The 24,211-nt window shown below is 65.8% G+C and carries 17 protein-coding genes; 2 read left to right on the top strand and 15 right to left on the bottom strand.

What is annotated here, in order from left to right; all coding sequences use genetic code 11:
- Position 1: 1 nt before the first annotated feature.
- Positions 2-781 carry an ABC transporter permease gene (locus tag ABLE94_RS01410; protein ID WP_348807844.1) on the bottom strand — a complete coding sequence of 260 codons (780 nt, stop codon included), beginning with the start codon at positions 779-781 and terminating at the stop codon, positions 2-4.
- A 245-nt stretch (positions 782-1,026) separates the two neighbouring features.
- Here ABLE94_RS01410 and ABLE94_RS01405 point away from each other — a divergent pair, with 245 nt between their 5' ends.
- Complete coding sequence (locus ABLE94_RS01405; protein WP_348807843.1) at positions 1,027-1,644, top strand: TetR/AcrR family transcriptional regulator; 618 nt, start codon at positions 1,027-1,029, stop codon at positions 1,642-1,644.
- Between the two features lie 24 nt (positions 1,645-1,668).
- Here ABLE94_RS01405 and ABLE94_RS01400 read toward each other — a convergent pair whose 3' ends face one another.
- Positions 1,669-3,123 carry an MFS transporter gene (locus ABLE94_RS01400; RefSeq protein ID WP_348807842.1) on the bottom strand — a complete coding sequence of 485 codons (1,455 nt, stop codon included), beginning with the start codon at positions 3,121-3,123 and terminating at the stop codon, positions 1,669-1,671.
- 114 nt (positions 3,124-3,237) lie between these two features.
- Here ABLE94_RS01400 and ABLE94_RS01395 point away from each other — a divergent pair, with 114 nt between their 5' ends.
- Positions 3,238-3,966, top strand: a complete 729-nt coding sequence (locus ABLE94_RS01395; protein WP_348807841.1) for a TetR/AcrR family transcriptional regulator — start codon at positions 3,238-3,240, stop codon at positions 3,964-3,966.
- A gap of 110 nt (positions 3,967-4,076) precedes the next feature.
- Here ABLE94_RS01395 and ABLE94_RS01390 read toward each other — a convergent pair whose 3' ends face one another.
- The 13 genes from ABLE94_RS01390 to ABLE94_RS01330 all read right to left on the bottom strand — a co-directional run bounded on the left by ABLE94_RS01390 (position 4,077) and on the right by ABLE94_RS01330 (position 24,146).
- A complete protein-coding gene (locus ABLE94_RS01390; protein WP_348807840.1) occupies positions 4,077-8,036 on the bottom strand; it encodes a DNA-directed RNA polymerase subunit beta' in 3,960 nt (1,319 codons plus the stop codon).
- 83 nt (positions 8,037-8,119) lie between these two features.
- Entirely contained in the window at positions 8,120-11,617 is a 3,498-nt protein-coding gene (gene rpoB, locus ABLE94_RS01385) for a DNA-directed RNA polymerase subunit beta (protein WP_348804920.1), read from the bottom strand.
- A gap of 356 nt (positions 11,618-11,973) precedes the next feature.
- Positions 11,974-12,771 carry a hypothetical protein gene (locus ABLE94_RS01380; protein ID WP_348804921.1) on the bottom strand — a complete coding sequence of 266 codons (798 nt, stop codon included), beginning with the start codon at positions 12,769-12,771 and terminating at the stop codon, positions 11,974-11,976.
- A gap of 257 nt (positions 12,772-13,028) precedes the next feature.
- Positions 13,029-13,652 carry a hypothetical protein gene (locus ABLE94_RS01375; protein ID WP_348807839.1) on the bottom strand — a complete coding sequence of 208 codons (624 nt, stop codon included), beginning with the start codon at positions 13,650-13,652 and terminating at the stop codon, positions 13,029-13,031.
- A gap of 67 nt (positions 13,653-13,719) precedes the next feature.
- Positions 13,720-15,003, bottom strand: a complete 1,284-nt coding sequence (locus ABLE94_RS01370) for an MCE family protein (protein ID WP_348804923.1) — start codon at positions 15,001-15,003, stop codon at positions 13,720-13,722.
- Complete coding sequence (locus ABLE94_RS01365; RefSeq protein ID WP_348805117.1) at positions 15,000-16,244, bottom strand: MCE family protein; 1,245 nt, start codon at positions 16,242-16,244, stop codon at positions 15,000-15,002. The genes ABLE94_RS01370 and ABLE94_RS01365 overlap by 4 nt, the downstream gene beginning before the upstream one ends.
- 58 nt (positions 16,245-16,302) lie before the next feature.
- Positions 16,303-17,634, bottom strand: coding sequence for an MCE family protein (locus tag ABLE94_RS01360; RefSeq protein WP_348805118.1), 1,332 nt, complete (start codon positions 17,632-17,634; stop codon positions 16,303-16,305).
- Entirely contained in the window at positions 17,634-18,737 is a 1,104-nt protein-coding gene (locus ABLE94_RS01355; protein ID WP_348804924.1) for an MCE family protein, read from the bottom strand. The genes ABLE94_RS01360 and ABLE94_RS01355 overlap by 1 nt, the downstream gene beginning before the upstream one ends.
- A 6-nt stretch (positions 18,738-18,743) precedes the next feature.
- The gene (locus ABLE94_RS01350) at positions 18,744-19,823 is read right to left on the bottom strand and encodes an MCE family protein (protein ID WP_348807838.1); all 1,080 of its coding nucleotides are present in this window, start codon (positions 19,821-19,823) and stop codon (positions 18,744-18,746) included.
- Positions 19,820-21,151, bottom strand: a complete 1,332-nt coding sequence (locus ABLE94_RS01345) for an MCE family protein (RefSeq protein ID WP_348807837.1) — start codon at positions 21,149-21,151, stop codon at positions 19,820-19,822. Before ABLE94_RS01345 ends, ABLE94_RS01350 begins: the two co-directional genes overlap by 4 nt.
- Before the next feature lie 5 nt (positions 21,152-21,156).
- A complete protein-coding gene (locus ABLE94_RS01340) occupies positions 21,157-22,032 on the bottom strand; it encodes an MlaE family ABC transporter permease (protein WP_348807836.1) in 876 nt (291 codons plus the stop codon).
- 2 nt (positions 22,033-22,034) lie between these two features.
- Positions 22,035-22,841: an MlaE family ABC transporter permease gene (locus tag ABLE94_RS01335; protein ID WP_348807835.1), complete on the bottom strand. Its 807-nt coding sequence runs from the start codon at positions 22,839-22,841 to the stop codon at positions 22,035-22,037.
- Between the two features lie 6 nt (positions 22,842-22,847).
- A complete protein-coding gene (locus ABLE94_RS01330; protein ID WP_348807834.1) occupies positions 22,848-24,146 on the bottom strand; it encodes an ABC transporter ATP-binding protein in 1,299 nt (432 codons plus the stop codon).
- Positions 24,147-24,211 lie beyond the last annotated feature (65 nt).

Raw genomic sequence — 24,211 nt, 5'->3', positions numbered from 1 at the left:
GTCAGATGACCTGCACCGGGATGAACAGGGCCGTCACCTGCGTGATGATCACGTTGATCACCATCGACGCGACGATGCCGAGGACGACGGCCGCGTTGACCGCGTCGGCCACACCGCGGGCGCCACCGGCCGCTTCGAGGCCGCGGCGCGCCGCGATCACCACGACGACGAAGCCGAAGACGACGGACTTGCCGAGGCAGATCCACAGGTCGGTGGTCGAGGCGTAACTGCCGAAGGACTGCCAGTACGATCCGGCCACCACGCCCTGGCCGGTGATGGCCACGATGAAACTGGCGGCCACGGCGATGACGATGATCAGGATCGAGAGCACCGGCGCCACCAGCACCATGGCGACCATGCGGGGTGCGACGAGTCGTCGGGTCGGATCGATGCCGAGGACCCGCATCGCGTCGATCTCCTCGCGGACGGTCCGCGCACCGAGGTCGGCGGTGATCGCCGAGGCCCCCGCCCCGCCGAGGAGCAGGGCCGCGGCCATCGGTGCGCCCTGCTGGATGACGCCCATGCCACCGACCGCGCCGGCCATCGAGGTGGCGCCGAGATTGCTGGTGAGGCCGCCGATCTGGACCGCGATGATCACGCCGAACGGCACGGCCATCAGCAGTGCCGGCAACACGGTGATGCTGAGCAGGAACGAGGCCTGGATGACCGCCTCGCGGATCGGGAATCGGCCGCCGACGATGTCGATGGCGGCGATGAGCGGGGTCCGCGCGCCGAGCCGAACGGTGCGGCCGAAGCTCTGGGCACTGGCGGCAAGTGGCACTGTCCGCGCCTCCCCTCACACCCACAGGCAATCAAGCATTTGCTTGGTTTTGGAACGCATGATGCGTCCTGGTTTCAGATTCTGTCCCGGCGAGTATCACACATGGATGTGTCTCGTGTCACACGACCGAGGCCCGGGGTCCGGAATGTCCTGATCGACACCGGCATTGCAGATGCGGTTCCCGATCGACGATCGTCCCGGCCACTCAGACCGACTGACACACCATCGTGCGGTAGATTCACCCCGTGACCGGTCTCACTCCTCCACGAACGCGGGCGGACCGACGCAGCTCCATCGAGAACGGGCAGGCCGAGTCGATCACGGCCGCGGCCATCGTCGAGTTCCGACGGTCCGGGGTCCGCCGCGCCAGCATCGACCGCATCGCCGCCGAGGCCGGCATCAGCCGCAGCACCCTCTACCGGCGATTCCCCACCAAGGAGAACCTGCTGGCCGAGGTCATCCAGCGACTTCGCCGCGACTACGCGCGCGAGATCGACGTCGCGGTCGGCGGCCGGGACCCACGCACCACGGTGATCGAGACCTTCGTCATCGGGGTGACCGGCTTCCGCTCCGATGACCTCATCCAGAAGATCCTGGCCGATCAGCCCGATGCGCTGGAGATGTTCGTCGGGTTCGAGGCCCCCCAGGTCGAGGAGATAGTGGAGTCGTTCAGCCGGGGCATCGCCGGAACCCTTCGCAAGGCGGGTGCGTCGATGCCCGACACCGACCTGTGGCAGGTCGCCGAACTCGTGTTCCGGTTGATCACCTCGTTCGCACTGACCCCCACGCCCGCCCTCGACACCGCCGACGCCGACGCGGTCCGCGCCTACGCCCGGATGTTCATCGCGCCGCTGGTCTGGTGAGGTCGCCGCGCGCGGCGGCGGGGCTCAGTGCGCCTCCTCCACCGAATGCGAGTTGGTCAGCGTCAGCGCACCCCACCCGGCGACGACGCCGACGATGACGGACAGTACCGCGTAGGTGATCCGCTCGCCGTGGAAGAACGACGCCACGAGTTCCGGACTCCACACCCCGCTCGGCAGGCTGACCGTGACCAGGGCGGCGATGAACGTGCCGACGACGGCGGTCCCGATGCTGGTGCCGACCTCCTGTGCGGTGTCGTTGAGCGCGGTGCCCATCGAGGTCCGGTTCTCCGGCATCGCGTCGACGAGGGCGACGGCACAGATGGTCATGACCGTCCGCAGGCCGATGGTCATGACGACCATGCACACCGCGATCGCGGGGTATCCGTGATCGACGCCCCAGGCCAGACCGGCCAGGGAACCGGCGAGCAGGATCGCACCGACGACGCACGCGATCCGATGCCCGTACCTCTTGGCCAGCCCCTCCGAGATCGGGGTGGCCGCGATCATCGTGACGATCATCGGGAGGTTGGCCAACCCGGCCTTCATCGGGCTCCAGCCGTAGGCGTACTGGAAGTGCAGGATCAGCCCGAACATCACCCCGGCCATGGCGATCGAGGTGCCGATCTGGGCGACCGCCGCGCCGCGGACGGTGCCGAACCGGAAGATGGTCAGGTCCAGCATCGGCTGTGCGGCGCGTCGCTCGTGCCAGACGAAGGCGACCAGGGCCACGATCGCGCCCACCGCGCATCCGATGGTCGGGACCGAGACCCAGCCGTGCTCGACACCGCTGGTCAGCATGTAGCAGGCGGCCCCGATGGCGCCGACGGACAGCAGCGCACCGGGCAGATCGAGCCGGTCGCCGGTCAGGTCCTCCGCGCGGTCGGCGGGAACGCCGGCGCGCACCCCGATCCAGGCGATGAGCGCGATCGGGGCGTTGATCACCAGCAGCCACTCCCACCGGAGATGGGCCAGCACGGTGCCGCCGAGCAGCGGTCCCAGGATGAAACCACTCATGCCGACGATGATCATGATCGTCATCGCACGCATCCGCAGCGTGTCGGACTCGAAGAGCCGGAACACCAGCGAGTTGGTGATCGGGGCCATCGCGGCGGCCGCGATGCCGAGGGCGGCGCGCAGCACGATCAGCTCACCGGCGGAGTTCACGAAGATCACCGCGAGGCTGATCAGCCCGAAGGCCGCGAGTCCGTAGAGCAGCACCCGACGCCGGCCGAGTCGGTCGGCGGCCGACCCCGCGGTGAGCAGCAGGCCACCGAAGGTCAGCGAGTACGCGCCGGTCACCCACTGCAGGGCGGTGGTGCCGCTGCCCAGGTCACGGCCGATCGTCGGCAGGGCGATGGTGAGCAGGGTGTTGTCGACCATCTCCACGAAAAAGGCCATACACAGGGCAGCGAGCGGAATCCAGGCTGCCCGCAGCGACCCGTAGGTGCGGGTCGGGAGCGATTCGGTTGCCGAGGTCATCGGAACCACCTCCTTCAGTATCGAACGTTGTTCGTTTCTCGAACGTGGTTCGATCATAGAACGCCGTTCGATATGTCGCAAGGCCGCGGCGGGCGGTGTGATGAGATGGGTGTCATGGCACCCGGAGCACGCACCACCCGTCGGCGCGCATCACATTCGATGGAGACCGTCATCGAGGCGGCCGTGGCCCTACTCGACGAGTCCGGTGAATCGGCCCTGACCTTCCGCGCGCTCGCCGCCCGACTCGGCGGCGGCGTCGGCAGCATCTACTGGTACGTGTCCAACAAGGACGAACTCCTCGACCGCGCCACCGACCACGTGGTGGCGGGCATCCTCGCCGACCTGGAGAACATGCGCGACGCCGAGGATCCGATCGACAACATTCGCGCGATCGCCGAGACCGTCTTCGCTGCGATAGTCCAAAGACCTTGGCTTGCTGCGTATTTCATGCGCAACACCACCATCCAGTCCAATGCGCTGGAGCTGTACGAACGCATCGGTGAGCAGGCGATGCGGCTGGATCTGTCCCCGCGGCAGGCCTTCCACGCGGTGTCGGCGGTACTCGGCTACGTCATCGGCGTGGCCGCCGACCTGGGCCAGGAACCGCCCCAGGAGGTGATCGACGGCACCACCTCACGCGAGGCCTACCTGGGCCGGGTGGTCGATCAGTGGCGGGCACTGGACGCGGCGAAGTACCCGTACATGCACTACATCGTCGACGAGTTCGAGGGCCACGACGACGCCGACCAGTTCCGGTCCGGCCTCGAACTCATCCTGGCGGGGCTGCGGTTGCAGGCCGGCCGGGGTGAGGACGCCGCGTCGGCGGAGAGCTCGCGCGGCTGATCCCCGGTCGCGATACCGACACACCGACACACCGACGACAACGGCCCCCACACCGAAAGGTGTGGGGGCCGTTGGTCTCTGACGCTGCGTCGTGACGCCGCGCAGAGTGACTAGCGGTAGTCGCCCCCGGAGAAGCCGTAGTCGTCGAGCGGCACCGCAGCGCCCGACGGGGCACCGAAGGTGCCGTCCGGGCTGTAGTAGGTGTCGTCGTAGGCGGGCATCGCGTACGCCGCGGCGCGCGCCTCCTCGGTCGGCTGAACCTGGATGTTGCGGTACCGGTTGATGCCGGTACCGGCCGGGATCAACTTACCGATGATCACGTTCTCCTTCAGACCGATCAGCTTGTCGCTGCGGCTGTTGATGGCCGCATCGGTCAGGACACGCGTGGTCTCCTGGAACGACGCCGCCGACAGCCACGACTCGGTTGCCAACGAGGCCTTGGTGATACCCATCAGCACCGGACGTCCGGCCGCGGGCTCGCCACCCTCACTGACCACCTGACGGTTCGCGGACTCGAACTCGGCGCGCTCGACGAGCGAACCGGGCAGGAACTCCGTGGCACCGTGATCGATGATCGTCACGCGACGCAGCATCTGGCGCACGATGGTCTCGATGTGCTTGTCGTGGATCGACACACCCTGGCTGCGGTAGACCTCCTGGACCTCGTTGACCAGGTGCACCTGCACCTGACGCGGACCCATGACGCGCAGCACCTCATGCGGGTTCGCCGAACCCTCCATCAGCTGCTGACCCACGTCGACGTGGTCACCGTCGGCGAGCAGACGCTCGGAGCCGTCGTCGTGCTTGAACACACGCAGACGCTGACGCTTCGAGATCTTGTCGTAGACAACCTCTTCCGATCCGTCATCGGGGATGATCGTGATCTTGTAGAAGCGGTCGTCGTCCTCCAGACGCACCCGGCCGGAGACCTCCGCGATCGGCGCGACACCCTTGGGCACGCGCGCCTCGAAGAGCTCCTGCACACGCGGCAGACCACCGGTGATGTCGTCACCGACGCCACCCTGGTGGAAGGTACGCATGGTCAGCTGGGTTCCGGGCTCACCGATCGACTGGGCGGCGATGATACCGACGGCCTCGCCGATGTCGACGAGCTTGCCGGTGGCCATCGAACGGCCGTAGCACATCGCGCACACGCCGGTGCCGGTCGCACACGTCAGGACCGAACGGACCTTCACCGAGGTGATGCCGGCGGCCAGCAGTGCCTCGATGGCCGGGTCGCCCAGGTCGTGTCCACGCTCGACGATGACGTTGCCGTTCTCGTCGAGGGCGTCGGCGGCGAGGGTGCGGGCGTAGGCGCTGGTCTCCACATGCGCGTCACGGATGATCGAACCGTCCGGCTGCTTCTCACCGAGCGACACCACGATGCCGCGTTCGGTGTTGCAGTCGGTCTCGCGGACGATCACGTCCTGGCTGACGTCCACCAGACGACGGGTCAGGTAACCCGAGTCGGCGGTGCGAAGTGCGGTGTCGGCCAGACCCTTTCGGGCACCGTGGGTGTTGATGAAGTACTCCAGCACGGTCAGGCCCTCACGGAAGGAGGACTTGATCGGACGCGGGATGAACTCACCCTTCGGGTTGGTCACCAGACCCTTCATGCCCGACAGGTTACGAACCTGCGTCAGGTTACCGGTGGCACCCGACTTCGGGATCATGATGATCGGGTTGTCCTCGGGGTAGTACTCCTCCATGACCTTGCCGACCTCTTCGGTGGCCTGCTTCCAGATCTCGACCAGCGCGTCGCGCCGCTCATCCGGGGTCAGGGCACCACGCTGGAACTTGCGCTCCAGGCCATCGGCACGCTCCTCGTAACGTTCGAGGATCTCGGTCTTGGCCGGCGGCACGAGCACGTCGGCCATCGACACGGTGACACCCGAACGGGTGGCCCAGTAGAAGCCGACGTCCTTGAGCTTGTCGACGGTCTGCGCGACGACGATCATCGGATAGCGCTCGGCGAGATCGTTGATGATCGCGGCCTGACGCTTCTTCGGCATCTGCTCGTCGACGAACGGGTACTCGATCGGCAGCAGCTCGTTGAACAGCACCCGACCCAGGGGCGTGATGGTGGTCCACGGCTGCCCGTAACGCCAACCGTCCGGATACTCGGCGGCCTCGACGTCGGCCGGCGGACGCTGGTCGGTCAGCCGCACCTTGATGCGCGACTGCACGGTCAGCACCCCACGGTCGACGGCCATCATGGCCTCCGACGGGCTGGAGTAGACACCCTCTTCCGGGGTGTCGGCGGTGGCCGCCCGGTACTCGCCTGCCGCACCCTCCTTGAGGGTGGTCAGGTAGAACAGGCCGGTCACCATGTCCAGACGCGGCATGGCCAGCGGGCGACCCGAGGCCGGCGAGAGGATGTTGTTCGAGGACAGCATCAGGATGCGGGCCTCGGACTGTGCCTCCGCGCTCAGCGGCAGGTGCACGGCCATCTGGTCACCGTCGAAGTCGGCGTTGAACGCCTCACACACCAGCGGGTGCAGCTGGATGGCCTTGCCCTCCACCAGCTGCGGCTCGAAGGCCTGGATACCGAGGCGGTGCAGCGTCGGCGCACGGTTCAGCAGAACCGGGTGCTCGGCGATGACCTCTTCGAGGACGTCCCACACGGCGGGACGCTGACGCTCCACCATGCGCTTGGCCGACTTGATGTTCTGGGCCTGGTTGAGATCGACCAGACGCTTCATCACGAACGGCTTGAACAGCTCGAGCGCCATCAGCTTGGGCAGACCGCACTGGTGCAGCTTGAGCTGCGGGCCGACGACGATGACCGAACGGCCCGAGTAGTCGACGCGCTTACCGAGCAGGTTCTGACGGAAACGACCCTGCTTGCCCTTGAGCAGATCGCTCAACGACTTCAGCGGACGGTTGCCCGGTCCGGTGACCGGACGGCCGCGGCGGCCGTTGTCGAACAGGGCGTCCACCGACTCCTGCAGCATCCGCTTCTCGTTGTTGACGATGATCTCGGGGGCACCGAGGTCGATCAGTCGCTTGAGGCGGTTGTTGCGGTTGATGACGCGGCGGTACAGGTCGTTCAGGTCGGAGGTCGCGAAGCGGCCACCGTCGAGCTGCACCATCGGACGCAGCTCCGGCGGGATCACCGGCACGGCGTCGAGCACCATACCCAGCGGCGAATTGCCGGACTGCTGGAAAGCGGCCACGACCTTCAGTCGCTTGAGCGCACGCAGCTTCTTCTGGCCCTTGCCGCTGCGGATGGTCTCGCGCAGCGACTCGGCCTCGGCGTCGATGTCGAAGGTCTCCAGGAGCTTCTTGATCGCCTCGGCACCCATCGCACCGGTGAAGTACTCGCCGTAGCGGTCCTGCAGCTGGTGGTAGAGCTTCTCGTCGATGATCAGGTCACCGGGGGCGAGCTTGACGAACTTGTCCCACAGTTCCTCGAGACCGTCGAGTTCACGCTGCGCGGCGTCGCGCATGCGCTTCATCTCACGCTCGGCACCGTCCTTGACCTTGCGGCGCACGTCGGCCTTGGCACCCTCGGCCTCGAGTTCGGCGACATCGGCCTCGAGCTTGGCCGACCGCTCGTTGAGGTCGACGTCGCGCTGATCGGCGACAGCCTTCTTCTCGACCTCCATCTCGGCCTCGAGCGTCGACAGCTCGTTGTGACGCAGCTCGTCGTCGACGGAGGTGATCACGTAGGCGGCGAAGTAGATGATCTTCTCGAGATCCTTCGGCGCGAGGTCGAGCAGGTAGCCCAACCGGCTCGGCACACCCTTGAAGTACCAGATGTGGGTGACCGGTGCGGCGAGCTCGATGTGACCCATCCGCTCGCGGCGGACCTTGGCCTTGGTGACCTCGACGCCGCAGCGCTCGCAGATGATGCCCTTGAAGCGCACACGCTTGTACTTGCCGCAGTAGCACTCCCAGTCGCGAGTCGGTCCGAAGATCTTCTCGCAGAACAGGCCGTCCTTCTCCGGCTTGAGCGTGCGGTAGTTGATGGTCTCGGGCTTCTTGACCTCGCCGTACGACCAGTTGTGGATGTCATCGGCCGTCGCAAGACCGATCTTCAGTTCGTCGAAGTAGTTGACGTCGAGCACTCTATGCCTTCCCTGAGCAAGCTCTTGAATTCGACTGAATGGGGGTGACACGTGGGGGCTTGTGCAGCCCCCACGTGCGCTGGTCAGTTCGCGAGGTCGTCGACCGTGGCCGACTCGTTGCGCGACAGGTTGATGCCGAGGTTGGCCGCGGCGCGCTCGAGATCCTCGTCGTCGGTGTCAGCCATCTCGATCGCGGCGCCGTCACTGGACAGCACCTCGACGTTGAGGCAGAGCGACTGGAGCTCCTTGAGGAGCACCTTGAACGACTCGGGGATGCCGGGCTCGGGGATGTTCTCGCCCTTGACGATGGCCTCGTACACCTTCACGCGGCCGACCACGTCGTCCGACTTGATCGTCAGCAGCTCCTGCAGGGTGTAGGCGGCGCCGTAGGCCTGCATGGCCCAGCACTCCATCTCACCGAAGCGCTGGCCACCGAACTGGGCCTTACCGCCGAGCGGCTGCTGGGTGATCATCGAGTACGGACCGGTCGAGCGGGCGTGGATCTTGTCGTCGACCAGGTGGTGCAGCTTGATGATGTACATATAGCCGACCGACACCGGGTACGGGAACGGCTCGCCGGAACGACCGTCGAACAGCGTCGCCTTGCCGTCGCCGTTGACCATCACCTCACCGTCGCGGTTGGGCAGCGTCGAGGACAGCAGTCCGGTCAGCTCCTCCTCACGCGCACCGTCGAACACCGGGGTGGCGGTGTTGGTGTCGGGAGCCGACGAGTACATGTCCTCGGGCAGCTTCGACGCCCAATCCGGCACACCGTTGGCGACGTCGATGTTCCAGCCGGCCTTGGCGATCCACCCGAGGTGGGTCTCCAGGATCTGGCCGATGTTCATACGACGCGGCACACCGTGGGTGTTCAGGATGATGTCGACCGGGGTGCCGTCGGGCAGGAACGGCATGTCCTCCTGCGGGAGGATCTTGCCGATGACGCCCTTGTTGCCGTGCCGGCCGGCCAGCTTGTCGCCGTCCTGGATCTTGCGCTTCTGCGCGACGTAGACGCGGACGAGTTCGTTGACGCCCGGGGGCAGATCGTCGTCGTCGTCACGGCTGAACACGCGCACACCGATGACCTTGCCGGTCTCGCCGTGCGGCACCTTCAGCGAGGTGTCGCGCACCTCGCGGGCCTTCTCACCGAAGATGGCACGCAGCAGACGCTCTTCCGGGGTCAGCTCGGTCTCGCCCTTCGGGGTGACCTTGCCGACCAGGATGTCGCCGTCGCGGACCTCGGCACCGATGCGGACGATGCCGCGCTCGTCGAGATCGGCGAGCACCTCGTCGGAGACGTTCGGGATGTCCCGGGTGATCTCCTCGGCACCGAGCTTGGTGTCGCGGGCGTCGATCTCGTGCTCCTCGATGTGGATCGAGGTGAGGGTGTCCTCCTCGACGAGACGCTGGCTCAGGATGATCGCGTCCTCGTAGTTGTGACCCTCCCACGGCATGATCGCCACGAGGAGGTTCTTACCGAGGGCCATCTCACCGTTCTCGGTGCAGGGGCCGTCGGCGAGGACCTGGCCGGACTCGACGCGCTGACCCTCGTCCACGATCGGACGCTGGTTGGCGCAGGTGCCGTGGTTGGAGCGGGCGAACTTGCGCATCCGGTAGGTGTCGCGGGTGCCGTCGTCGGCCATCACGGTGATGTAGTCGGCGGAGACCTCCTCGACCACACCGGTCTTGCCGGAGACGATGACGTCACCGGCGTCGACGGCGGCACGCAACTCCATGCCGGTACCGACCAGCGGCGACTCGTTGCGCACCAGCGGCACGGCCTGACGCTGCATGTTCGCACCCATCAGGGCGCGGTTGGCGTCGTCGTGCTCGAGGAACGGGATCATCGCGGTCGCGACGGAGACCATCTGACGCGGCGACACGTCGAGGTATTCGACCTGCGCGGCGGAGACGAACTCCACCTCCGAGCCCTTCTTACGCACCAGCACACGATCGTCGGTGATGTTGCCGTCGAGGTCGTAGGCGGTGTTGGCCTGCCCGATGAGGTAACGATCCTCCTCGTCGGCGGTCATGTACTCGATGGTGTCGGAGACGACACCGTCGATCACCTTGCGGTACGGGGTCTCGATGAAGCCGAACGGGTTGACCCGCGCGTACACCGACAGCGAACCGATCAGGCCGATGTTCGGGCCTTCCGGGGTCTCGATCGGGCACATGCGGCCGTAGTGGCTGGGGTGCACGTCGCGCACCTCGAGGCCGGCGCGCTCACGGCTCAGACCACCCGGGCCCAGCGCCGACAGACGACGCTTGTGGGTCAGACCCGACAGCGGGTTGTTCTGGTCCATGAACTGCGACAGCTGGCTGGTGCCGAAGAACTCCTTGATCGCCGCCACGACGGGACGGATGTTGATCAGGGTCTGCGGGGTGATCGCCTCGACGTCCTGGGTGGTCATGCGCTCACGCACGACACGCTCCATACGCGAGAGGCCCACGCGGATCTGGTTCTGGATCAGCTCGCCGACGGTACGCAGACGACGGTTGCCGAAGTGATCGATGTCGTCGACCTCGATCGGCACGTCGAGCGACTCCGGCCCTGCCACCTTGGCGAACGACACGGTGTGCGGGTCGGCGTCGTGCAGGCGCACCAGGTACTCGACGGTCGCGGCGATGTCCTCACGGGTGAGGGTCGCCTCGCCGGTCATCGGGTTGTCGGTGAGACCGAGCTTCTTGTTGACCTTGTAGCGGCCGACGCGGGCCAGGTCGTAGCGCTTCTCCTTGAAGAACAGGTTCTCCAGCAGGTTCTCCGCGGACTCCTTGGTCGGCGGCTCGCCCGGACGCAGCTTGCGGTAGACCTCGAGCAGCGCCTCGTCCTGGTTGGCGGTGTTGTCCTTCTCCAGGGTGGACATCATGATCTCGGAGAATCCGAAGCGCTCGGAGATCTCCTCGTTCGTCCAGCCGAGGGCCTTGAGCAGCACGGTGACCGGCTGGCGGCGCTTGCGGTCGATGCGGACACCGACGGTGTCGCGCTTGTCGACGTCGAACTCGAGCCAGGCGCCGCGGCTCGGGATCACCTTGACGGTGTGCAGCGTCTTCTCGGTGGTCTTGTCGATGTTGGCATCGAAGTACACGCCGGGGCTGCGCACGAGCTGGCTCACCACGACACGCTCGGTGCCGTTGATGATGAAGCTGCCCTTGTCGGTCATGATCGGGAAGTCGCCCATGAACACGGTCTGCGACTTGATCTCACCGGTGTTGTTGTTGATGAACTCCGCGGTGACGAACAGCGGCGCCGCGTAGGTCATGTCCTTGTCCTTGCACTCCTCGACGGAGGCCTTGACCTCGTCGAAGTGTGGGTCGGAGAAGGACAGCGACATCGATCCCGAGAAGTCCTCGATCGGGGACAGCTCGTGCAGGATGTCTTCGAGTCCGCCGGTGGGGCGCTCGTCGCCGCGGCTGATCGCCTTGGCGCGCCATTCCGGCGATCCGACGAGCCATTCGAACGAGTCGAGTTGGAGATCCAGGAGGCCCGGTACCTCCAGGGGTTCGCTGATTTTTGCGAACGAGGCGCGGTGTGGTGCGCCGGGGATGGTGGTTGAGGTGGACTGGCGGTCGACTGCCAAGGTGCGTCCTTCCAACACGATGTGTTCACTGCCTAGCGTGGTGTGGCTGATAGGGCCGTTCGCTGGTGACAAACCTGGATCGGCGATCACCGCAGCTCACACAAGGTGACTGGAAGGAGAATCGTTAGATGGACAGGAGGCAGCCAGCGCAACGTCCAACTATAGCAGGAAAGAGACACCCTATGTCAAGCAGGCGTGAACGCAACCGCCGACCGGTGTCGTGAGAGCGAGTCGCGCGATGGCTGCCGACGCGATATTCGCTGGTGACAGATTGGCCCGCCGGGGGCCCCACGTCAAGCGCTACGCGCAGATTTGTGGAAGAAAAGTTCGAATGACACCGCGATTTTCACGACTGTCTACAGGTCGGTGAACTTCTCGACGAGCCACTGGTCACCCTGCTTGACCATCGACACCTGATACCGCGAGATCAGGCTCTGCGTCGGCGCGCCGTTGGCGGTGCCCGACACGACGAAGTTCACCAGGAGGGTGGCCGTCGAGCCGTCGGCGTCGCCGGACATGTCCGACACCCCGATCGCGTCGACCTTGCAGTCGTTGGTCACCTCTTGCTGACCGAACTGCTCCTTGATCGCCGGCACCGCGGTGTTGAACTGACTCAGCGCCTCACCGGTCATCATCGGCCGGACCTCGCCGACCCACTTGTCGAAGTCCTTGCTCCGGGCCGAGTTGATGGTGCAGATCTTGGTCTGCGCCTGACCGGTGAGATCGGTGGTCGCGGCCTGGTCGATGAATGCCCGGTTGGGACCGATGGTCGCGCCCGGATGCAGTCCGAGTACCAGGGCGACGATCCCCAGCACCACCGCCACCGCGCCGACGATCGCGATCAGCCGCGTCGAGTACCAGGAGAACTCACGGGAACGCTTCTGGGACTTGACCTTTCGGCCCGGACCCGTCTTGCTGCCGGCTTTCCCGCCGGCCGACTCGGGCTGCGGTTTGATCGTCGACACACGCGCCACCGTCCGCTTCTTCGCGGTGGGTTTGGTGGTGTCGACGGTCGTATCGGGTTTGGTGGTGTCGGCTTCGGTGGCGGCGTCGGACTTCGACGCGTCGTCCTCGGCCTCCTCGTCGTCCGCGTCGGCCGCGTCGTCCTCGTCACGCTTGGTCAGCGAGACGGTGGCCTTGTCGGTCGCGGACACGGGAGCGCTGTCAGTGGAATCTTGAGCGCTGTCAGTGACCTCGGGAGCGCTGCCAGCGGAGTCCTGAGCGCTGTCAACGTCAGGCAGAGCGCTGTCAACGTCAGGCTGAGCGCTGTCAACGGTGTCTTGAGCGCTGTCAGTGACCTCGGGAGCGCTGTCAACGTCAGCACGAGCGCTGTCAGTGACCTCGGGGCGCTGCTGCGAGCCGGCGACCTTGGGTCGGTAACCGGGGCGTCGTTGTTGTGGTTTGCGGGCCATCAGTTACCACCTGCCGGAGCCTGGGTCGGGGCGGGTGTGGCCGCCGACTCGGTGGGAGCAGCGCTGGTCGAACCGTCGTCGGCGTAGGAGATGCCGTCGAGCGGGCTCACCTTGATGGCCTTCCAGGTGTCGTCGAACTTCTGCATGCCGACCAAAAAGCCCATCGTGCTCGGCGTCTCGGTGGCATGACCGGGCATCTTGCCGGTGACGGCGAGGTACACCAGGATCTGCGCGGTGCCGTCGTCGGCGCTCACCTCGGTGGGAGCCGAGCGAACCACCCGCGACGTCGTCGAACCGACCTGGTCACCGGCGGACTGCAGCTGCGGGTCCAGCGTGGCCACGACCTGCTGACGAACCTGCTCGAGCGCGTCGCCGGCGAAGCTGGCCTGCAGCCGCTGGTTGAACGCATTCATGTTCTTCGGGTCGATCGTCGTCACATTGAGCATGGCCTGCTCGGCGGCGCCGGTGGCGTCGTCGCGGGCCTGCTGCGCCGGGTTCTCCACCGCATACACCTGGTATGCCCGGTACCCGTAGTACGCAACGCATCCCAGCGCCGCAAGCAGCGCAAGCATCACGAGACCCGCAGCGAACTTGCGGATCAGGACATCATTCTTCGTCGTCATCGCGCGTCACTGTAACGATCGGACCTGAGAGGTTGCCAATCACGCCAACCGCTCCCCTGCCGCCGCGTCACCCGCCCACGCCGTAGCCGAATCCACCCGGCTTCACCGGACGCACACCCAACAGATAGGCAAGCTGGGTGGCCAGCGGATTGAGGTTCAGCTTGTCCGGATCCTTCTTCGGCGTGGAGTCCCACGGCTGCACGGTGTCCGGATTCGCGTACTCGACGCGCTGCGCGCTCCGCACACCGGTCGGATTGCCGAACGGCACGTCACACGACGCGTTCGTGTTGAACGGGAAGTCGTCGTAGCGGATGTCGAAGGTGGGGTCGCGCTCCTTGATCTTCTTGATCATCTCGTTCGTGCTCTCATAACCCTTGGTGCACGCCGGCGGGTTGTTGGTCTCCAGCACGATGCCGAAGTGGATCTGCCCGTCACCCGGTGCCGGGGAGTGGCTGCCCGCCGACACTGCCGAGAGCATCGCGAAGGTCCCCGACGTCATGAAGGTGGCCGGCTGGATCTCGCGGGCCACCCCGGCCAGATCGCCGACGACCTTGCCCAGATCGTTGCCGTTCTCCTGAATCAGCTCCGAGAGTTGCGTCGCCGAGGCGATGCCATTGGTGAGCAGCCGGCGCACATCCGGATCCGCCGACGCCAGCGTCGCGGTGACCAGGTTCAGGTTGCGTGACCACGTCAGGATCTCGTCGGACTGCGCCGCCTGGGTGGACAGCACCACATCGGAACTCTGGATCAGCGAGATGGTGTCACTGAGATTGTCCGCACCCGCCTTGGCCAGGGTGTTCAGCGAGTCGACCAGCCGCGTCAGGTTGTCGCTCTGCCCGTTGAACGCCTTGCCGAGTTCGACGATGACGGTGTGCAGATCGTCCACCGGAATCGAGTCGGTGAAGTTGACCGCGGAGGCCACCACATCTTCCAGCGGCGCCGGGATCGACACCTTGTCCGGTTCGATCGTCGACCCGTCCTGCAGGTACGGACCCGACGTCGACTCGGACGGCTGCAGATCGATGAACTGCTCACCGATCGCCGAGCGTTCGGCCACCACCGCGACCGCCGACGCGGGGATGTCCGGGCCGTCGGAATCCATCTCGAGGGTGACGTTCACGCCGGTCTGCGTCAGTGTCATCGCACCCACGCGACCGGCCGGGATACCCATGTAGGTGACCTCGGCGTTGGTGAAGATGCCACCGGACTGCTTCATCTCGGCGGTCACCGTGTAGGTGCCCACGCCGACGAGCTTGTCCAGGCGTGCGTACTTGGCGCCGACGTAGACGATCGCGAGGATGCCGACGACGGTGAAGGCGATCAACTGGATCTTCACGAGCTTGCTGATCATGAACTCACCCCCATCGACGCCAGTGTCTTGTCGAGAATGCCCTGTCCCTGGGCCGGCACCGGGGCGTAGGTGGCCGGATAGGTACCGCCCGACGGCGGTGTGTTCGGCCCGGGCCGGGAGTTGCTCGCCGGCGGCAGCAACGTGACCGTCGGCCACCCGTACCGCGGACCGTTGCCGTTGTAGTACGGGTTGGCGCTGTTGACCGGCACCTGGTGACGTTTCGGCGGCGAATAGACCGGGTTGCCCTGGCCGACGCCGAGCGCCTCGAGCTGGTTGAGCGTGCGCAGATCCAGCGTCATGAACAGGTTGGTCGAATCACCTTGCACCGCGGGCAGCAACGAATCCGGGAACGGATGGGTCAGCATCAGCGGTGCCGAGGTGATCAGATCCGGTGCGGCCTTGGACAATTCGGTCAGCACCGGACGCAACGCCTTGAGGTCGGTGACGATCTCCTCACGCGCCCGGCCGAGCACATCGGTGCCGACCTCGCCGAGCTTGTCGAGCTTGGTGAGCAGATCCACGAACTGCGGACGCTGCTCCTCGAGCACGGCCACACCGGCCGGGAGCTCCTTGAGGATGCGGTCGATCTGCTCGGTCTGCGCCGCGGCCCGCGACGACAACTTGTCGAGTCCGTCGATCGCGGTGATGATGTCGTCGCGTTGCCGGTTGAGGGAGGCGATCAGCGTCGAGGCGTTGTTCAGCAGCCCCCTCCACTGATTGGTCCGGCCCTCGAACGCCTTGTTCAGTTCGGTGACGATCGGCTGCAGCTGATTGAGGCCGCCACCGTTGAGCAGCATCGACAGCGCACCGAGCACCTGCTCGATGTCGGTGGCGGTGCGGGTGCGGTCCAGCGGGATCGGCTGATCCGAACCCTGCCGCGGCGCCGAGGTGTCCTGCGCCGGGTCCTCCAGCGACACGAACTTCTCGCCGAGCAGCGAGGTCTGCTGCACCGCGGCCCGCGCCTCATCGGACAGGTCGACCTCGTTCTTCACCTTCACGGTCACCAGCGCATACCACTGGTTGTCGGGCACCTCGATGCTCGTGACGCGGCCGACGGCGATGCCGTTCTGCTTCACCGCCGACTGCGGCACCAGATCCAGGATGTCGCTGAACTGGATCGTGTAGGTGCGTGGATTGTCACCCACGTCGACGCCGCCGGGCAGCGGGATCGACTGGATACCGTTGCTGCCGCATCCGGCCACCAGCACCACCATGGTGAGCGCGGTGAACGCCCACACCATCCGGGCACGGATACCCCGCAGCCGCAGGGGTTTCCGAATCGATTGCAGACTCGCCATCTCAGTTCCCCCCGTTCCGGGTGCTCGGGGCGGTCGAGGTCGACGCAGGCGTCGGGGTGGTCGAGGTCGCTGCCGGACCCGGATTGAGGTTCTGATCGGGCGTGCCGGGAACCGTGCCCGGCACCGGGTACTGCTGCAGCTTGCCGTTGCTCATGATGCCGAACGGCAGCACCGGCAGGATCGGGGTGAGCACGTTGTCGTTGATCTGGTCGGCGATGTTGACGCACTGGTTGATCAACGGGGCGAGGGTATCACTGAACTGCGTCGCCGCCGGGTTGCCCGGCAGCAGCTGCCCGAGGTCGAGGAACTTGCACTGCGGGGCGAGCAGATTCTGCAGATCCGGGAGCGTCAATCGCATGGCGAGGGTGCCGGACTCGGCGTCGTAGGCGTTGATCAGGTTGTTGATCGTCAGCGGCAGCACCGTCAGCACCTCCTTCAGCGAAGTCTTCGTATCGAGCAGGGCCTGTGTGGTCGGCTGCAGATCCTTGAGCGTCTGACCGATCTGCTCCCGGTTGTCCTGCACGAACGTCGCCACGTCACCGAGGGCGTAGGACAGTTTGTTCAGGGCGGTGGCCAGCTGCTGACGCTCCCCGGCCAGGAAGCTGTTGAAGTCGGCCATCTGGGAGTTGAACTGGCGCACCTGCGCGTCGTTCTCCCGCAACGCCCCGACGAAGGTGTTCAGATTCTTGATCGTGTCGAACAGGTCGCCACTGGAATCCGACAGCGTGGTGCTCGCCTTGGACAGGTTCTCGATGGCCGAGCCGAGCTTGTCGCCGTTGCCGTCGAGGTTGGCCGCGCCGGTGCGGATCACCTCGGTGACCGCGCCGTCGGAGTTCGCGCCGTCCGGGCCGAGTGCCTCCGACAGTTTCTGGACGCTGGCATACACCTGGTCGATCTCGACGGGGACCATCGTCTGATCCCGCGAGAGCGTGATGTCGTTGCCGGCCTTCGGGCCGCCCGAGTAGGCGGGGGTGAGCTGCACGTACCGGTCGGCGACGACCGACGGGATGATCTGCACGGCCTTCACGTCGGCGGGCAGGTCGACGCCGCGGTCGACGGTCATCGTCACCTTCACGTTGTCACCGTCGGGTTCGACGGAGTCGACCTTGCCGACGGCGACGCCGAGGACCCGGACATCGGAACCCTCGTAGATGCCGACCGACCGTGCGAACGTCGCGGTGACCTTGGTGGTGCCGAGGGCCGAGAACAGCCACCACAGCACTCCGGCGACGATCATCGCGATGATCACGCCGAAGATGATGTAGACGATGTGACGTGGGGTGAACCAGCGGCCGGGTCCGGCCGTGGTGGTGAGATCGGGAGCGGCCGACATCATCCGGTTGCCTCCGTTCCACCGTTGTTCTGCAGCACCTGCTTGTTGGGCAGTCGCGTCGTGTTCTGCTGCGGCAATGCCGGCGGCAGCAGGTTGGTGACCACCATCTCGAACCAGCGGCCGTTGCCGAGCACGTTGGCGTAGAGCCGGTAGAACGGCGCCATGTTGGTGATCGCCGCCCGCAGGTTCGCGTTCTGCTTGGTCAGCAGTTCGTTGACGCCCTTGAGCGCATCGAGTGCCGGGCCGATCTGCTGCTCGTTGTCACGCACGATGCCGGTCAGTGCCGTCGACAGACTCGTCGTACTGGCCAGCAGCGCGGAGATGTTCTTCTGCCGGTTGTTCAGTTCGTCGAGCAACTGACCGGCGCCGGCGATGAGCCTGACGAAGGTCTCGTTGCGGTCGGCGAGGATCTTGGAGGTGTCCTTGGTCGCGGCGAGCAACTTCTGCACCTGCTGATCGCGGCTGGCGATGGTGTTGGACAGCCGCGATATGCCGTCGAGTGCCGGCCCCATGTCGCCGGCGGTGCCGGAGAAGGCCTCCGACAGCGTCGACATCGACGTCGCCAACTGATCGGTGTCGAGATCCTCGATCTGGGTGGTCGCATCGGAGAACGCCTCGATGACGTCATACGGGCTGACCGTGTCGGTCAACGGCACACCCGGATCGGCGAGCTCGCTGCCGCGCGGGTTGAGCGCGAGGTACTTCTGCCCGAGCACCGTCTTGATCTGGATGGACGCCTGCGTCTGGTTGCCGATCCAGGTGTTGGACACGCGGAAGCGGACGTCGACGCGGTTGCCGTCGAGGGCCACGTCGGTGACCTCGCCGACCTTCACGCCGGCCACCCGCACCTCGTTGCCGGATTTGAGCCCGGCGGCCTCGGTGAACTTTGCCGTGTAGATGGCGGCCTGACCGACCAGCGGCAACGACGTCAGATAGAACGCCGAGATCGCCACCATGAGCAGGATCGCGATACCGATCCCGCCGATCGACACGGGGCTGCGATGACCCCCGAATCGACGATGCGGATGCGTGTTCTGCTTCGGTGCCGGCGCGGACTCGGCCCCCTGGGAGCCGTCTGCCGCGGTGTTGTCATGCTCGGTCATCTCTCATCACCCCCCGGGCTGTCCGTCTTTCCAGCATCGGGTCGCCGCGCTGGTGTAGAGCACATGGTTGATGTCGGGCAGCGGTACCACCGGCTGCGTGAGCAGGGTCGACTTGCCGTTGCCGGCCACCACGTCGATGCCGCACAGATAGAACTGGAACCACGATCCGAAGGTGGCCGCGCGCCCGATCTTCTGCAGCTTCACCGGCAGGTTGGTGAGCAACTGGTTGACGTCGTCGCTGCGGGCGTTGATCTGATCGGCCAGCGATTTCAGTCCGGCGATGTCACCCTGGATGGCCGGTCGCGACTGCGACAGGATCGACGCGGTCACCGTCGTCAGGTTGGACACCGACGCGATGGCCGATCCCACCGAACCACGTTGCGCCGCAAGGCCGGTCACCAACTGCTCGGTGTTGTCGAGCAGCGAGGTGAAGTTCTCGTCGTTCTTGTTCACCGTGTCGAGCACCTTGGTGAGGTTGACGATCAGATCGCCGATCACCTTGTCGCGGTCGGCCAGCGAATTGGTCAGCGACGAGGTGGACGAGATGAGGCTGGAGATGTTGCCGCTCTCGCCCTGGAAGATCTTGATGATCTCGTCGGACAGGGTGTTCACGTCCTCCGCCGAGAGCTGCCGGAACAACGGCTTGAAACCGTTGAACAGTTCGGTGAGGTTCACCGCCGGATGCGTGTCGCGGACCTTCGGGTCGGTACCGAAGGTGAATCCGGGCGACACCGTGTCATCGGCGTCGCCGGCTCCGCGCTCGAGCGCCAGATACCGCAGACCGGTCAGGTTGCGGTACCGGATGTAGAGCTGGGTTCCGGCAGGCAACGAGCGGTTGACGTTGAACTTGACCATGGCCTTGTTCTGGTCGTACACCGCCACATCGGTGACCTGGCCGACGCGCACACCGGCGATGCGCACGTCGTCGCCCTTGTTGAGCAGGGCGGCGTCGGTGAAGACGGCGTTGTACTTGCTGTCGCCGTCACCGCCGGCATTGGCGATGGTCAGCGCCAGCAGGCTGGTGGCCAGGACGGTGACGACCGCGAAGGTGATCAGTTTGATCAGCGGTCCCACGAGAGACTTCACTGGATGTGCACCTCCGCACCGGCCAGCGCCGAGCCACCGAGCATGGCGACCCAGGTCGGCACGTCCGCCGGACGGGTGCCGGTGGCGCTGCCGTAGATGAGCTTGAGCTGGGTACGGAAATCCGGGTCGTCGAAGGCCGACTGATGGATGACGCCCACCGGGGTGGTGGTGAACTGCGGTTGCGGCAGCGTCGGCACGTTACGGGGCCCGGCATTCCGGGACGGCGGCTGGTAGGAGCCGTCGGCCAGTCCACCGCCGGGGTACTGCGGGAACGGACGACCATTGGTCGCCGGTTCGTAGCAGACCGCGGGCGGATCGGTGTCGAAGAACCGCGGCTCGTCCTGGTTGGGCAGGTACCGGCCACGCGGATTCACGAACTGCAGGTTCACACGCACACCCGGATTGTCGGTGTCGGCACCGACGATCTTGCGGGACTCCGGGACCAGCGTCGCGAAGTTGTGGAATGTGCAGACGAACGTCGGTGACTGCTTGGCCAGACCGGTCAGCAACTGCTCGGAGTCGACGAAGAGGTCCACCACGTTGTTGCCGTTGCGCTGCAACCAACCGGTGGTGTCGGTGGCGGCGACGCCGAGCGTGGCGATGAGTGTGCGCAGGTCACCCTGACGTTCGACGATGGTGTTCGACGTGGTCCGGAAACTGTCGAGCGCGTCGATGACGTCGGGTAGGGCCTCGGAGTAGGTCTGTGAGAAGGACGCCAGCCCCTGGATCGTGCCCTCGAGCGCCGGGAGATTCCGGTTGATGCCGGCGAACACGGTGTTGAGGTCCTCGACGGTGGCGCCGAGCTTCTCGCCACGCCCCGACAACGCCTGCGACAGCGAGGTCAGGGTGACATTGAGGTCCTGCGGCGGGATCGCGTCGAGCACCGGCAGCAGTTTGTCGAACAGATCCTGCAGTTCCTTGGCGTTGCCGGAGGAGTCGGTCTCGATCGTGTCGCCGTTGGTCAGCGTCGGACCGCCGGTCGTCGTCGGCACCTGCAGGTCCACATATCGCTCACCGAACAGCGTCTTGGGCAGGATGCGTGCGGTGGTGGTGGCCGGGATCTGATCGGCCATGGCCGGGTTCAGGCCCAGCTCCACGTTGACGCTGCCGTCGGCAGCGGGGTCGACCGAACGCACCTCGCCGACGACCACGCCACGTGCCTTGACGTCGGCGTTGGCCGGCAGTGCGTTGCCGACCGCGTCGGTCTTGAGGGTCACCGTGGTGAAGTCGGTGAACGTCTTGTTGAACTTCATGATCGTCACCGTGAAGAACAGTGCGACCACGACCAGGAATGCGATGCCGAGAAGACGGCGGCGCAGCGTCGCCATCTCGGCTAACCCCCCACTCTGACGGTCGTCGTGGTTCCCCAGATCGCCAGACCGAGGAAGAAGTCGAGCACCGCGATCAACACCAGTGCGGCACGGACGGCGTGTCCGACGGCCACGCCGACGCCGGCGGGGCCACCGCTGGCGTAGTAGCCGTAGTAGCAGTGCACCAGGATGATCACGAACGCGAAGATCAGGACCTTACCGAAGGACCACAGCACGTCCGCGGGCGGTAGGAACAGGTTGAAGTAGTGGTCATAGGAGCCACCGGACTGCCCGTTGAACACGGTCGTGATGACGCGGGAGGCCAGATACGCCGACAGCAGGCCCAGCACGTAGAGCGGGATGACGGCGATGAACCCGGCGATCACCCGGCTCGACACCAGGAACGGGATCGACGGCACCGCCATCGACTCCAGGGCGTCGATCTCCTCGGAGATGCGCATGGCGCCGAGCTGCGCGGTGAAACCGCAGCCGACCGTCGCCGACAACGCCAGGGCCGCCACCAGCGGCGCCACCTCGCGGGTGTTGACGTACGCCGAGAGGAATCCGGTGAGGGCCTGCGACCCGATCTGGTCGAGGGCCGCATAGCCCTGCAGGCCGACGACGACGCCGGTGAATCCCGACATCAGCACCATCACGCCGACGGTGCCGCCGATGACCGCGAGTCCACCGGAGCCGAAGGCCACCTCGGCCAGCAGCCGCAGCACCTCACGGGTGTAATGCACCAGCGTCCGCGGGATCCACACCAGGGTGCGGCCGTAGAAGGACATCTGATCGCCGGCGCCGTCGAGGATCTTCAGCGGTTTACCCGCGATCTTCTTGGCCTCGTACAGGTAGTACTCCGGGCGGCTCTTGGCGATGGTCACGCCACTGTCGGCCACTGCTAGCTCCCCTTCGGCGGGACGATCTGCAGGTAGACCGCCGTGATGATCAGGTTGGCAAGGAACAGCAGCAGGAACGTGATGACGACGCTCTGGTTGACCGCGTCACCGACGCCCTTCGGACCACCCTTCGGGTTGAGTCCCTTGTAGGCGGCGATGACTCCGGCGATGACACCGAAGATCGCGGCCTTGACCGTCGAGATCCACAGGTCGGCGAGCTGGGCCAACGCACCGAACGACGCGAGATAGGCGCCGGGTGTACCGCCCTGGACGACGACGTTGAAGAAGTAGCCACCGCCGATGCCGACGATCGCGACCAGACCGTTGAGCAGGATCGCCACCAGCACCATGGCCAGCACCCGCGGCACCACCAGGCGCTGGATCGGATTGATGCCCAGCACCTCCATCGCGTCGATCTCCTCACGGATGGTCCGTGAGCCCAGGTCGGCGGCGACCGCCGACCCGGCCGCACCGGCCACCAGCAGCGAGGTCACCAGCGGCGATCCCTGTTGGATCACCACGAGCACGCTGGCGGCGCCGGTGTACGACTCGGCGCCGAGCTGCTTGATCAACGACCCGGTCTGCAGCGACACGATCGCGCCGAACGGGATCGCGATGAGCGCCGTCGGCAGGATCGTCACGCTGGCGATGAACCAGGCCTGCTGGATGAACTCCCGGAACTGGAAGGGCCGGACGAAGGTCTGGCGCGCAACGTCGACGAACAGCTGAACGATGTTGCCCGTCTGGGCGAGCGCGCTCGTTCCGGCTGCTGCGATCTTGTCCGCGCCACGCGTGGTGGCATTGGCCATTCTGTGTTAACTCCGCCCGCCGCCGTGTTTCGGTGTCTTGGTGGTGTCGACCTGTTGGGTCGCCTGCTCCGCTGGCGGCACGTCCCACTGCTGGGTGGGAGCGTCGTTGCCGCCGAAGTCGTAGGTGTCGGTCTCGTCACCGGGGTACTGCTGTGCGAAGTTCTGTTCGTCGCGCTGGTAGACGTCGGTCGGGGCGTCGGCGACGGCGACACCGCCGGCCGCGGACGTCCATTCGCCGCCGGAACCCTGCGCGGCGTACTCGCCCTGTCCCTGTCCCTGTCCCTGTTCGCGGGCGTGGGCGTCGTTGGCGGCGCGGACCTCGTCCTCCTTGGCCATCGACTCGCGGATCGCGCGTTGGGCGTTCTCCGGCAGCGACGGCAGAAGCTCGAGCACCCGCTCACGGTGACGGGCCACCGCCTTGCGTTCGGGCATACCGGGATTGGGCTGCACCTGCGGGATGATCTCGGAGAAATCATCCTTGGTACCACCACCGGCGATACCGGCGGCCTGCATCGCCTCTTCCTGCTTCTGGACGGCCTCGTCCTTCTCCTCGGACATACCGATCGGACCGAAACGGTCACCGGCCAGGAACTGCTTGACCACCGGCTGCTCGGAGGTGAGCAGCTGCTCACGCGGACCGAACATCACCAGCTCCTTACGGAAGAGCATGCCGATGTTGTCCGGGATGGTGCGGGCGATGTTGATGTTGTGCGTCACGATCAGGATCGTCGCGTCGATCTGGGAGTTGATGTCGATCAACAACTGCGAGATGTAGGCGGTACGCACCGGATCCAGACCCGAGTCCGGCTCGTCACACAGGATGATCTGCGGATCCAGCACCAGCGCACGCGCCAGACCGGCACGCTTACGCATACCACCGGAAATCTCACCGGGCAGCTTGTCCTCGGCACCGGCCAGACCGACCAGGTCGATCTTCTCCATCACGATGTCGCGGACCTCGTTCTCCTTCTTCTTCGTGTGCTCACGAAGCGGGAACGCGATGTTGTCGAACAAACTCATCGAACCGAACAGCGCACCATCCTGGAACAGCACACCGAACAGCTTGCGGATCTCGTACAGCTCTTTGGCCGAACACTGGGTGATGTCGGTGCCGTCGATGATCACCGACCCCTGCTCGGGATGCAGCAGACCGATCAGGGTCTTCAGGAACACCGACTTACCGGTACCCGACGGACCCAGCAACGCACTGACCTCACCTTCCGGCAAGGTCAACGTCACATCACGCCAAATGTTCTGAGAACCGAACGACTTCGTGAGCCCCTCGACACTGACCTCAACACCCACTGCATTCCTCCAGACGATCTCTGCCCCCAGTGACACTTCGGTGTGAAGTGCCACTCGCCGGCGAC

This window comes from Gordonia sp. VNK1, from assembly GCF_040049135.1.
Classification (GTDB): Bacteria; Actinomycetota; Actinomycetes; order Mycobacteriales; family Mycobacteriaceae; genus Gordonia; species Gordonia oleivorans.
This window is presented reverse-complemented; position numbering and strand designations above follow the sequence as displayed.